The following is a 13,071-nucleotide window of genomic DNA, read 5'->3' as shown; positions in this document are numbered from 1 at the left end:
GTCACGGCTGGCAGCACACTTTGTCTCAGAACAATCGCTTCAGAAGTTTTCTTCCGGTGAACCACAGTACGCCGCCGGTGAGGGCGACCGCTGCCGCCCAGTTCCACCATGTGCCCGGGCCCTGGTGTAAGACCGAGTGACTCGCGGGACTAAGGCTGAGTTTGAACATTGGGTAGAGTATGTCCAGGATCAGCGCACATACCAGGGATACGACGATAATCGATCCGAGATACCTGAGCACCGCCCAACCCTTGAGGACTTTGCTTACCACCACCAATGAAGCCAGATTGGTGGCCGGACCGACCATGAGAAAAAGCAAAGTAGCGCCGGGGGAGAATCCGGTGACCAGCAGGGCTGCGGCCAAAGGAGTTGACGAAACGGCGCAAATATACAAGGGTAAGCCGATCAACAACGCCCCCACGTACCCACCCCAACCAGTTTGCAAAAACTCCGGTAAGCCACCGGCCTGGGGACCCCACACCACAGCCACCAGACCGGCCAGCACATAGCCGACTACCAGGTAGACGGCCAGATCGTCCAGCAGATCGGTATAGGCGTATTTCAGCCCGGTCCAGATTCGGTTGGGCAAAGAAGAGGTGGCGTCGGGTTTATCGGATTCGCAGGAGCAACAGCTCGTCTCCGGATCGGATGGGCGTGGATTGTTGATCGGCTCCGGATCGCTTCGGTTCTCCAGCAGACCGGCCGTGAAGGCGGTCAGAAAAGCGGTAACCGGACGGGCAATCGTCATGACTGGGTCCATCAGAGTCCAGGTGAGAATCATAGAGTCAATCCCGGACTCCGGTGTCGAGATCAGGAAGGCGACGGTGCCCCCTTTGCTTACACCCGATTGTCTAAGCTGATGCGCCACCGGCAACACCGAGCAAGAGCAAAGGGGCAACGGTATACCCAACAGAGCCGCCTTGAACACCGGCCCGGGACCGCCGCCGGCCAGAAACCGATTGATTCTCCCCTCGCTGAGCACCAACCGCAACAAGCCGGCCAGCCCCAGCCCGATTAAAAGCAGCAGGGCGGAATCCAGAAGCATCTCCCAGGTGGCTGCCCCCCAGTTGAGGGCCAGTTCCTGGAAGTTAACCACCGAGTCTCTGGAGTTGGGCTCTGGCGGTGGCCGCGGCTGGTCCGTGCGGGTCCAGTTCCAGGTATCTCTGGAAGTACACTCGCGCCGAATCCGGTTGCTGCTGCGATGAATAGACTATCCCGACATTAAAAGTCGCGATCCCGTGGGTGGGATCAACGGCCAGGACTGTCTGAAACTCCTGGATCGCTCTCAGCGGCAGATTCATACCGTTCAGACAAGCGCCGAAGTCGACTCGGACATCGTTGACTTCTTTCTTGGCCAACGCGCGCTTGTACAGTTCGGCGGCCATCGCGAATTTCTGCTGGTCCATGTGCTGGTTCCCCATCATCACCAGCGTCTCGTGATCCTCCGGCAGGTTAGCCATCGAAGCCATCGCCTGGTCCATGTTACCGCCGCTCAGTTCCGGATGGAAGGCTTCCTGGTTGTGGACATGCTGATCTGTTGCCTGTGACATTTGGTAGGCGAAATAGGCGATCACAATCACCAGTAATACTCCGCCAATCGTCAGACTGTCTTTCATGGCCGTTGAACCGGCTTTATGGGTCGACCGTGCAGTATTGGTCACACTGAACCTCTTTCCAAAACGTTAACATCCTTTTCGCAGAGACAAGTACGGTGGATTTGGGGGTGGGAGCAATGAAATTCTTACGCCAAAACACAGCTTTCTTACCTGACAGACCAACTAAAGTTGGATATATTGGCAGCCCTGGGACTATACAAGTATTACCGCGGACTTGGTCTGCATTTCATGGAGTCTTTATGGTGTCGCGACATAATCCAACAATTGTTGTGTTGTCCACAATTGTCTTTTTGACATCTTTCATGATTATCACCCCGGTGTCGGCTGAGTATAGCATAACGACCGATTCGATTCATCAGCACATTGCCGTCCTGGCCCACGACTCGCTGGAGGGCCGTCAGGTCGGTGAAGTGGGGGAGTGGAAAGCCGCTGAGTATATTCAGTCGGTTTTTGCCGCAGCCGGACTCATTCCAAAAGGGACCGACGGATACCTGCAATCGTTTGAGTTTACCAAGAGGATCGAACTGGGCGACGATAATTATCTGACCATTAACGATACCGCCCTGAAGCTTGGTGACGACTTCACGCCATTACCGCATTCCGCCAGTCTGTCGTTTGAATTTGATCGTATTATCGATGTGGGTTACGGCATACACGCCGAGGAACCTTCGCTGAAAATCAATGACTACGACGGACTGGATGTTGCCGGTGAGGCAGTTCTTATCAGACGATACACGCCGGTTCTTTCGGAGGCAGAGGCCAGTGACAGCGCTCAGGCTGAGCTCAATCAACACGGACCGATAAACCGCAAGATCGGCCAGGCAATCGCAAAGGGTGCGGCCGGTATCTTTCTCATGGCACCGGCCGACATGGATGATACCCTGCCGATGTTCTCAAGCTCCCGGATCAACCCCAAGGAGATTCCGATAATCTACCTCCATCGCCGAGGTCTTAAGAAACTCGGGCTTAATCTCCATGTACCTTTCATCGGTTCCGCCGAAGGACAGACCGATCTGCATAAAGTACGCGACACTGCCTACAATGTCGTGGGCTATCTTCCCGGCGACAATGACACGACTGTCATTATCGGCGCTCACTACGACCACCTGGGTTGGGGTGCCGAAAACTCTCTGTATCGTGGCGACGAACCCAAGATCCACAACGGCGCCGACGACAACGGTTCCGGCACGGCGGCTTTGCTGGAATTGGCCCGTCGTTGGGCCTCGGCCGAGGACCCAATGCAATACTCGATGTTGTTCATTGCTTTTACCGGTGAGGAAGCCGGTATTCTGGGTTCGACACACTACGCCAAGAACATGACGATTGACTCAAGCGCCGTGCGCATGATGATCAACATGGATATGGTCGGTCGTCTCAAAGAGCAGGAAGGGCTGGTCGTGTTCGGCACCGGCTCATCCGTCGAGTTCAAAAGTTACTTTGACTCACTGCAGTTTGATGCTTTCAATATCATTTCCCAGGAAACGGGAATCGGTGCCTCCGACCACACCGCCTTTTACAATCGACAGATACCCTCTTTGTTCATGTTCACCGGCGCCCACAATGACTACCACCGACCGAGCGACGATGTAGACAAGATCGATCTCGATGGAATCGTAGGTGTGACCGATCTGGTCTGGCAGGTGGTGACACGTTTTGACCGCATGGAGGGAGCGCTCACTTTTCAGGCAACCAAGTCCGATGGTCGACGTGGTCGCGGGAACTATACTGTGAAACTCGGCGTGGTGCCTGATTTCGGAGCCGAAGTGCAGGGGTTGAAAATCGATGGTGTCGCCGCCGACCAGCCCGGTGAACGGGCGGGTATCCAATCGGAGGACATTATCATCAAAATGGGCACTACGCTCGTTGGGGACATTTACGACTACATGGGCGCGCTGGCCAGATACAAAAAGGGTGACTCCACCGAAATACGAGTAGTGCGTGGTGTCGACACGTTGAGTTTGCAGGTGGTGTTCTCGGAGTAGGGATAGTCCACAATCTGTCATGCCGGACTTGATCCGGCATCCATCTTCTCTTTCTGTGGGCGGCAGACGTCCTAGTCTGCCAAAAGTAGAATAACACACCCCTAAATCCCCTCTCGAGAGGGGACTTTGAGGAAGGAAATTGGCCCATTTGACCTGCACCGCAAAATGGACTCGTTCTTGTCCTTTTCAGGCAGTAGGTCGAAACCCGTTGTGGTTTCGACATCCCGCGCCTCGCGGGATTCTCTTCGGATAAGATTCCAGAGGTTCATGGTTCGACTCCGCTCACCATGAGGTGGCCGTCTACGAACCCATTCAGATCTCACCCTGCCCGGAGTCGAAGGGTGGTCAACGCCCGCCTCTCTGTCACCCCCGCGCCGCATGTGTCATTCCCGCGCAGGCGGGAATCCATCTTCGTGCCTGGTGTACGTCCTCGCGCTCTATCGCGTAGCGGCGGGGCTTGTCTCCGCCGACAGTCTCAGTGACTGGCAGATGTCCACATCTGCTGATGACAATGGCGGGTCCGAAGACGGACCCACCCTACTAAGGAGCTCACGGTGAGGTTGTGTAGCCGTCGCGCGGGGTCGCACAACGGCACATCCATGGTGTTACTTCTCGAAGTCGCGTCCTTTGGAGCGAAGGACGGTGATGACCCCTTTGACCTTGCGCATTTTTTCGATGATTCGGTTCAGATGCGAAAGAGAAGTGACTTCAATGACGAACTTTCCGGTGGCGGCCGTGTCGGTGGCGTGCATCTCGGCGGCGCGAACGTTGGTGTCGGAGTCGGCCACGGCCTGAGTGATGTCACGCAGCATGTTCTTGCGATCCTCGACCACCAGTTCCACTTCGACGACAAAAGACTCACTCTTGCCGGCGTCCCAACTGACATCGATACGCCGTTCCGGAAACTGACCTTGCAGGTAGCGGGCGCTGTCGCAGTCGGCTCGATGTACCGTAACGCCCCGTCCGCGCGTGATGAAGCCGATAATATCTTCACCCGGCAACGGCTGGCAGCATCCTGCGAAACGGAACATCATGTCGGCCATGCCGTGGACACGGATACCTTTTGACCCGCGCAGACGGTCGATCACCTGACCGACAATTCCGGCGGAAGGTTTCTCTTTCTCCGGTTGAATCAAATTGACCAGCGGTGCGCGGTTCATCGACCCATTACCTATGGCGGCCAGTAGGTCCTCGACCGACTTCTTGCCCAGCTTCTCGGCGTAGCCCTGCATCTCTTCGTTGGGCGGCATCTTCAAACGCAGCTCTTTGAGTTTGCGTTCCACCACTTCGCGTCCCAGGATCACCGACTGCTCGAACCCGGCCTGGTTGAGCCAGCGTCGTATCTTGGCTCGGGCCGTTGAAGATTTGACCAGTTTCAGCCAATCGTGCGAAGGTGTCCGGCGCGGATTGGTGATGATCTCCACCGTGTCACCGGACTTGATCGGCGTCGACAAGGGTTGCAAGCGGCCGTTTATTTTGGAGCCGGCGCAGTGGATACCTACTTCAGTGTGAATCTGGAAGGCAAAGTCAAGCGGTGTCGAGCCTTTGGGCAGGTGGATCAGTTTCTGCTGCGGTGTGAAGACGAAAATATCCTCGGAGTACAAGTCGATCTTGAGGTATTCCAGAAAATCGGCCGGATTGGTCATGTCCTTCTGCCATTCGAGAACGTCGCGCAACCAGATCATCTGACGGTCTGATCTGGACATCTGCTGTCGACCCTCTTTGTAGAGCCAATGAGCAGCGATACCGTTTTCCGCAACGTGATGCATCTGATGGGTCCGAATCTGAATCTCCACCGGACGATTATCCGGCCCAAAGACGGTGGTGTGTAGCGAGCGGTAGCCGTTTGGTTTGGGATTGGCCATGTAATCATGAAACCGGTTCGGCATAGGCTTCCACATCGAGTGCAGGATGCCCATGGTGTGGTAGCAGTCCCGCTCGGTGTCGGTAATGACACGGATGGCGAACAGATCGTAGATTTCGCCGAACGGCACTTTGCGGACCCGGGTCTTGCGATAAACAGAGTCCAGATGCTTGGCTCTTCCATAGACCTCAGCCGGGATATGGTTCTTGGCCAGTTCTTCCTTGATGGGCATTACCAGTCGCGCGATGTGTTTTTCACGATCCTCGCGGGTCTCCTTGATGCGCCGTTTGAGCTCGACATAAACGTCCGGTTCCAGGAATTTGAGAGAAAGGTCTTCCAGTTCCATCTTGGCCCGATTGATGCCGAAGCGATGGGCCAGCGGACAGTATACGTCGCGCGTTTCCTGGGCGATACGTCTCTGACGTTCGGGCGAGACGTGCTCCAGCGTTCGCATGTTGTGCAACCGGTCAGCCAGTTTGATCAGGATAACCCGAATGTCCCGGGCCATGGTCAAAAGCATCTTGCGAAAATACTCGACCTGCTGTTCTTCACGTGAGGAGAACCGTATCCCGGACAGCTTGGTGACGCCGTCTACCAACTCGGCCACTTCATCGTCGAATTCACGACGCAGTTGTTCTACCGTCGTTTCGGTATCCTCGACCACATCGTGAAGCAGCCCGGCCGCCAGGGTAGTGGAATCCATGTGCTGTTCGGCCAGAATGAAGGCAACCTCGAGGCAATGCTCGACATACGGCTCACCGGATGATCGTGTCTGTCCGGCGTGCGCTCGGTCTGAGAACTCATACGCCTTCTTTATCAACTCGATGTTGATATTGGCATTGAGCGATTCTATCTGGATGATGAACTCGGCCAGATTCATTGAGCTCTGTTTCTCGTCATTCCGCCTGGTCAAAAAGTTGTGCAACTTCGGACGCTACTTTCTCTATTGTTATCGTCAGCATACATACACACTCATTAGGGGGGCATTTGCATTCTTTTGAGGCCGGTACGATCACCCGGTCATGCCGTCCCAGGGGTCCCCACCGGGCCGGCGACATCACCGCCTTGCCGGGATAAAGTCCGACCACCTTAGTACCCACGGCCACAGCCAGGTGGAGCGGTCCGGTCGAGTTTGCGACCACGACATCAGCCAACGACAAAGCTGCGGCCAATGTTCTGAGATCGGTGTCGCCGGTGATTTGACGCATTTTGAGACCCAGTTCGTGCGAGCGACTGTCGATTACCTCACCCTCTTTCTCAGAGCCTGAGAGAACCACCTGCACGCCGGAGGTTTCCAGATCGGAATACAACTTAAGAAAACGATCCAGAGGCCAGCGTTCCGCCGAACCGCCCGAACCGGGATGGAGCACCACAAACCTTCCCTCAACACCGGCTTCTTTTAGAATCCGGCGAGCGTTGGCCAATTCCTTCTCGCGTGGGTAGACGACCGGCATGGTCACCGTTTCACCTTCGCGGAAGAATTTCAGAAAATCCAGATTGTACTCACACTCATGCTTTTTGTTGGACTTCCGACTATGGAGCAACCGATGATTGAAGAAAACGGAATGAAAACGACCGGCAGTGCCGATGCGGTCGGGGATAGCCGACTTGTGAAACAGTTGACAGATGTTGCGTTCCGGATACAGAGCTACCACCACCTGGTAGCTGGACTGTTTGATTTTTTGCAGCAGGTCCTTTTTGTACAGCCGGTCACTTACCAACTGTTTGTTGAGCACGCGCACGATGCCGTCAATACGATCATTGTTCTCCAGAATCGGTGAAGCATACAGTGAGGACATTACCTCGATATGGCATTCGGGATACCTGCCTTTGAGTGTCTCCACAAACGGCAGGGCCAGGATCAGATCACCAAGCCGGTCGGTCCGGCTCACCAGGATACGGTCCCCGGGTTTAAGTTCGAGTGCTTTCATCACTAAACCTAAGTTTCTCTTCTTCTCTGTTCGTTCTGCAATACACGCAGCTTTGAGTACTTCATCATAACGGCGACCGCCGACAATACCGAGATCAACAACCCCTCCAGGCCGTCACGAAAACCTTGACGAGATATATAATGACTAAGAAACGACACTGTCGGCCGAATGACAATATCAAACCAGTTAGCCCGTCGTCCATCAGTCAGAGCTTTTTGGGCGCCTAGCGTCGTGTATCGGTTGGACTTCACCAGGTAATGCTCCAGCGAAGGATAACTGTAATGCAGCAGATACTCTTTGAGATGACCGATGTCGCCCTTGAGAACGACTCGCTCATGCACCGGTGCGTCGTTAAAATTGCCGTGTGCTTTGAGAAACAGGCGCAGCACGCGGTCGGGATACCAGCCGCAATGATGAATCCAGCGACCGAGGAAATTGGTCTTGCGTGGCATGTCGAAACCGTGGTGGTCGGTGCCGTCGATCAGGACCTTTTGAATCTCACTCGCCAGTTGAGGCGATACGACTTCGTCGGCGTCAACAGAAATTATCCACTGACTGGTGGCTTTGTCCACACCCAACGCTTTGGTTGGTCCAAATCCGTTCCAGTCCGCCTCAAAAACCGCGGCACCCAGTTCGGTGGCTAGCTGGCGAGTATCGTCGTTCGATCCCGAGTCGACCACGACAATCTCGTCAACCCACGACAGCGCCTTCAGGCAGCGGGCAATATTGGCTTCCTCGTTTTTGGTGATTATTACGGCCGAGATCGTTTCGGCCGTATCCGGAGTGTTGTCTGCAGCATCGTTCATTGGCTTCGTCTTCGCATCCATTCCCAACTCATCGCGATGGAGTTATCCTGGCCGTGCCGTCGGGGTAGACCGATTTGAGCAATTTGTCGACCTCTTCCAGAATCCGGCTTACTTCGATATCGTGAAGATGTCCCGGATGAGACGACACCACCGACCCGTGCTCCTGCCGATACGGTTTCCAAAAATGGTAGTTGCGCAGATGACCGCTGTAGAGACCGACAACAGGGACTCTCATAAGCCGGGCCATGTGAATCAGCGAGGTATCCGGACTGACAAACAAATCAAACTTCTCAATGATCGCAGCCGCTTCCAAAAGAGACAAACCCTGGGGAACCAGGTACGCCTTTCCCTCGCGATTCTCTACCAGTTGTCGACCGCGTTCACGATCACCCGAGGTGCATACGATTACGCACTGCACACCGGCATGTTCTGCGATAATTCCATCGATAAGAGCACTGAACTTGGACAGGGCCAGGTTCCTGGTCGGGCTGCCGGCTGAGATATTGATACCGACGCGAAAGGTGCGATCTTCTGAGAGTGTTTGAACAAAGGCGGCGGCCTTGGTCTGACAATCCTCGGGCAGGTAAACCGGCATGAACGGGTCTACCGTCTCGGGCGCAACGCCGAACAGATTGAACACAAGAAGATTATTGTCGATGTTGTGTTCTTCACCCTCCGGCTGAAACGGTTCACAGTAGTCATAGAAACTCATCAGGTCCAGCTTGCGGGCGGCCGCTCTGATCGCCCCGTTGCTGATCAAGCGCGACAAGAGCAGCCCGGTTACGGAGTCGTGGCAGATAGGATCGAAAACGATATCATACCGTTTCTTTCTGAGCGTGAAAATCAGCGGCAGGTCCTTCAGGATGTTCTTGCGATAAGTATGTACCGCATCGAAACAGGGATCGTCCACGACCAGTTGACGGTTCAGGGGAGAAGCGATGATTTCAATCCGTATATGCCCGAACATCTTCTTCAAGGCGTGAGCGACCGGGATGGTCGTAATCATGTCTCCCAGTTTGTCCGGACGCAGGATCAGTATCGAGCCAACCTCCTCGGCAGGCACGGGTATGCGTGTGCTGTCTCCGCTTGGCAGGATCAAGTGAAACAGATGGTGCAAGAATCTCTTGAAACCAAGTTCGGTTTTCTTAACGGTAGGGGAGGGCATCTACGCATCCTCCCTTTCAATCGTCGTTTTCTGAGAGCCTGATGCCGGGTCGGATTCGCCGTTTTTGAATTGCATCATGTAGAGACGATGGTACAATCCTTCTGACTGCAGGAGTTCTTCATGACGACCTTCCTCCACGATCCGCCCGTCCTTGAGAACAACGATACGATCGGCGTTGACAATAGTTGACAACCGATGGGCCACCACCAGGGTGGTGCGGTTCTTCATAAGCCGACTGATCGCTTCCTGCACCAGCAGTTCCGATTCGGTATCCAGCGCCGAAGTAGCTTCGTCAAAAATCAGAATCTGGGGGTTTTTGAGCAAGGCGCGTGCGATGGCCAAACGTTGTCGTTGGCCCCCCGATAGCATCACGCCGCGATTGCCCACCAGTGTATCGTAGCCGTTCTCGAACTCCCGGATGAATCGGTCGGCGTTCGCCATGCGGGCTGCTTCCACCACTCGGTCGCGTGAAACATCGGTAAGGCCATAGGCGACATTGTTGAAGATGGTATCGTTGAACAGAAAAGTCTCCTGCGTTACGATGCCCATCAGCCCGCGAAGAGAGGCCAGTGACAGTTCGGAGATAGCGATCCCGTCGATGGTGATCGAACCACCTTGCGGATCATAGAAGCGCGGCAACAAATCAAGGAGGGTCGATTTTCCGGCACCCGAGGGTCCAACAATGGCAACCACCTGGCCATACCGGATGTCGAAAGATACGTCGGACAGCACCGGTTCGCCGGGGTTGTAACTGAAGTCGATCCTTTGGTACCTTATGACGTCTCGGAAAGTCTCGACATGCTTAGGTTGGGCCGGGTCGGATATGGTTTCGTCGGCCTCCAATACTCTGAAGATTCGTTCGGCGGCGGCCATACCCTCTTGCAGCTTTATATGCACCTGGCTGAGCGATTTCACCGGTTTGATCATGGCGAACATGGCGATTATGAAAGTCATGAAGTCACCGGCGTCGAGTTCACCGGTCCCGGCGATAATGCGAGCCCCGGCGTACATGAGAATGACCACACCGGCCACGCTAATCAATGTGTCGTTGATCGGCGAGGCGAGGTGGCGGATTCGGGTCATGCGCAACAAAGACCTGAAGTAGTCGGCGGTCGTCTGGACGAATTTGTTGGTTTCGAATTTCTCCATAGAGAAGGCTTTGACGATCCGGGTGTTGTTGATCGCTTCTTCCAGCACCGAGTTGACATCGGCCATCCGCTGTTGGGTACGTTCCGAGTAGCGTCTGAGAGTTTTCCCCACGAACCAGATGAACCCGAACACGACGGGCAGTACTATCATGGCCAGAAGAGTCAGTTTCCAACTCAGGATTATCAAAAACGAGAAGAAGCTCAGGGCCATGACCGTGTCGGCGACCAGGTGGTTGAATCCGATGTCGACCGATTCGTTGAGTACTATGACGTCGTTGGTAACGCGCGACATGATTTGTCCGGTGCGTCGACGGTGGAAGTAGGCCAGTGACAAGCGCTGATACTTCTCGAAGAGGCGGTCGCGCAAACTTCGCACGACCGATTGCTGCACGAAGGCCATGAAGAAGCCCTGCAGGTAATTAAACAGGTTCTTTCCCAGAGCGATCAAGAGTATCAGCCAGCAGAAATTGAACAGGGTGTCCCGTCGTGTTTCGGCCTCTACCAGACTGTTCACCCAACCCTTCATCCATGTGCGCACTTTTTCGATGGAGCTTGAGACGCCGCTGAGCAGCCCTGTGTCGTCGGTCGGTTGCTCTCCCGGTTGTGCCGTTGAGTGTGCGACACTATCGGTTTGGTCTAATCCCGGAACTGTCTGCACCTGGAACAAGGTCATCAGCAAAGGCCCGGCCATCCAGACCATGAGTCCGGAGAGCAAGGCATGAATGGCCGCCGATAGCGATGCCGTGATCAGTTGACCGATGTACGGTCGCAGGATCGAGAATGTTCGTCGGTACAGAGTCATGTCATTTCACCAAAAACGTGCATAAACCTAAATATGCCACAAACGCAGCCCTAAGTCAACTCGTATAAGCGGCTTGCGGTTAGGGAGTTATGCGAATCGCCTGGGGGTCGACCGAGAGCTCAAACTTGTTTTTGTTTACTCGGGTCGAGGCTTTGTGGGCGCGCCGCCTGGCCGTGAAAGAAACATCGGTCCCATTGTCGAACAAAAGCTCAGATAGTCGCCAGCCCGCTTTACGTTTGTCGTATGTCATCTCAAGGCGCCAGGTGCACTCAGGCCAGGTGAGCGTATATCGACGAAGTTTGCTTTTTGAGTCCTCTCGTTGAACGATCAGTCCGGCGCCAAGATCCATCCTATCCGGCAGAGTACGCAACAGGCCGGGGAAATCCAGTGGGTCGATCGCATGGGTGCAACTTGAACTGAACAGCATGTCTCGCACGGCTTCGTGCAAGTATTCGTTTCTGGTGGGGAAGAAGGCTTCGATGCTATCCGATGTCAGCCGCCCTTTGAGCGCCCCTTTGCCCAGGTATCCCCGCGCGCCCAGCGCAACCACCGAGTCAGTCTGAAACAACTCAAGTCGCAGCGACGTCGGCTTGCCGTCCAAACGGATTTTTGCATCGAACAGATAGGCTTCCACTCGCACCTTTTTGCCGGGTCCCTTGGCTTGGTATGCATCCACGCTCGGCTCGGTTGTAAACTTCGGTCCGCAGTTCGACAGGAGAAACACGGCACCGGCAGCTATAGCGAAGGTCTGTTTGAAGGTTCTACAGCCGGCCACGTCAATAACCCGTGAAGAGGTAAATAATGGGCCAGATTATAGGAACGAGTATATACCCAAACATTCCGGTGACAACCATCAACAGCAAGAGTATGGGTGCAATTCGTTCGAATTTCATGATGGACTCTTCGTACTCTACCGGTAGGACATTTCTGAGTATATGTGAGCCGTCCAACGGATACATTGGAATGAGATTGAAGAAGGCCAACGCTACATTGATCCTCACGCATTCAAAAAGCAACTTCATGGCTCCTCCCGTCTCGGCGAATCCAAATCCGTCGGCGAGCCGGTACAGGATTCCGAAAATAAGTGCCAGCCCCATGTTAGAGATCGGCCCGGCAGCCGAAATCCAAAAGTCCGCCACACGCACATTGCCACGCACGTTCAACAGATTCACCGGGACTGGTTTGGCCCAGCCAAAAGTGAACTGAGAAATAAAGAAGACCGCCGTCCCCATAAGATCGAGATGGGACAGCGGGTTTAATGTCAGGCGTCCCATGTCGCTGGCCGTGCTGTCGCCATATCGAAGCGCCGTCCAGGCGTGGAAGTACTCATGCACAGTCAGTGCAAACAGAATAGCCGGGGTGGCCAGAATGGCACGTTGGATTAAGTCATCACCAAACATGAAACAGTGCTTTCATAGTTGTCACTAATATCTGTACGATCGATGTCGTTTTCAAGTTGAAAGTGGTTTATATATCCAAGCGGACCAAACCGTGCACGGTGTGCGTCTTCGTGGGCCATGCAAGTATGGGGGACTGACGGAGTGCCGCTGCTGTCAATAGTAGGGCGGAACCCTCTTAGCGGTTCCGCCATTGTGAAGCGGCAGACTAGGGCGGCTAGAGGTGGTTTGCCCGCCCAATGGCGAAAGATTCAGTGCACGTCATTCCGGCGAAGGCCGGAATCCAGGTCGGTGTTCAAAGACTGGATGCTGGCCTGCGCCAGCATGACGGACACAGGCAAGCCTGTTTTTCGTGCCTCG

At 54.7% G+C, this 13,071-nt stretch carries 10 protein-coding genes; 1 reads left to right on the top strand and 9 read right to left on the bottom strand.

Annotated elements, in window-relative coordinates; translation table 11 throughout:
- Positions 1-25: 25 nt before the first annotated feature.
- Both OEV49_11965 and OEV49_11960 read right to left on the bottom strand, forming a co-directional pair.
- Positions 26-1,096: an SO_0444 family Cu/Zn efflux transporter gene (locus OEV49_11965; GenBank protein MDH3891791.1), complete on the bottom strand. Its 1,071-nt coding sequence runs from the start codon at positions 1,094-1,096 to the stop codon at positions 26-28.
- Positions 1,089-1,661, bottom strand: a complete 573-nt coding sequence (locus OEV49_11960) for a tetratricopeptide repeat protein (protein ID MDH3891790.1) — start codon at positions 1,659-1,661, stop codon at positions 1,089-1,091. Before OEV49_11960 ends, OEV49_11965 begins: the two co-directional genes overlap by 8 nt.
- Positions 1,662-1,855: 194 nt before the next feature.
- Here OEV49_11960 and OEV49_11955 point away from each other — a divergent pair, with 194 nt between their 5' ends.
- Positions 1,856-3,598, top strand: a complete 1,743-nt coding sequence (locus OEV49_11955) for a M28 family peptidase (GenBank protein ID MDH3891789.1) — start codon at positions 1,856-1,858, stop codon at positions 3,596-3,598.
- Between the two features lie 605 nt (positions 3,599-4,203).
- Here the strand turns inward: OEV49_11955 and OEV49_11950 are convergent.
- From OEV49_11950 to OEV49_11920, 7 genes are all read right to left on the bottom strand, one after another.
- The gene (locus tag OEV49_11950) at positions 4,204-6,342 is read right to left on the bottom strand and encodes a bifunctional (p)ppGpp synthetase/guanosine-3',5'-bis(diphosphate) 3'-pyrophosphohydrolase (GenBank protein MDH3891788.1); all 2,139 of its coding nucleotides are present in this window, start codon (positions 6,340-6,342) and stop codon (positions 4,204-4,206) included.
- A gap of 16 nt (positions 6,343-6,358) precedes the next feature.
- Positions 6,359-7,393, bottom strand: coding sequence for a glycosyltransferase family 9 protein (locus tag OEV49_11945; protein MDH3891787.1), 1,035 nt, complete (start codon positions 7,391-7,393; stop codon positions 6,359-6,361).
- An 8-nt stretch (positions 7,394-7,401) separates the two neighbouring features.
- Complete coding sequence (locus tag OEV49_11940; GenBank protein ID MDH3891786.1) at positions 7,402-8,199, bottom strand: glycosyltransferase family 2 protein; 798 nt, start codon at positions 8,197-8,199, stop codon at positions 7,402-7,404.
- A gap of 28 nt (positions 8,200-8,227) precedes the next feature.
- The gene (locus OEV49_11935) at positions 8,228-9,364 is read right to left on the bottom strand and encodes a glycosyltransferase family 9 protein (protein MDH3891785.1); all 1,137 of its coding nucleotides are present in this window, start codon (positions 9,362-9,364) and stop codon (positions 8,228-8,230) included.
- A complete protein-coding gene (locus OEV49_11930; GenBank protein ID MDH3891784.1) occupies positions 9,365-11,314 on the bottom strand; it encodes an ABC transporter ATP-binding protein/permease in 1,950 nt (649 codons plus the stop codon). It lies immediately after the preceding gene.
- Positions 11,315-11,393: 79 nt separating this feature from the next.
- Positions 11,394-12,089 carry a hypothetical protein gene (locus OEV49_11925; protein MDH3891783.1) on the bottom strand — a complete coding sequence of 232 codons (696 nt, stop codon included), beginning with the start codon at positions 12,087-12,089 and terminating at the stop codon, positions 11,394-11,396.
- Position 12,090: 1 nt separating this feature from the next.
- Positions 12,091-12,714: a site-2 protease family protein gene (locus tag OEV49_11920; GenBank protein MDH3891782.1), complete on the bottom strand. Its 624-nt coding sequence runs from the start codon at positions 12,712-12,714 to the stop codon at positions 12,091-12,093.
- Between the last annotated feature and the right edge of the window lie 357 nt (positions 12,715-13,071).

Source organism: Candidatus Zixiibacteriota bacterium (assembly GCA_029860345.1).
Classification (GTDB): domain Bacteria; phylum Zixibacteria; class MSB-5A5; order GN15; family FEB-12; genus JAJRTA01.
This window is presented reverse-complemented; position numbering and strand designations above follow the sequence as displayed.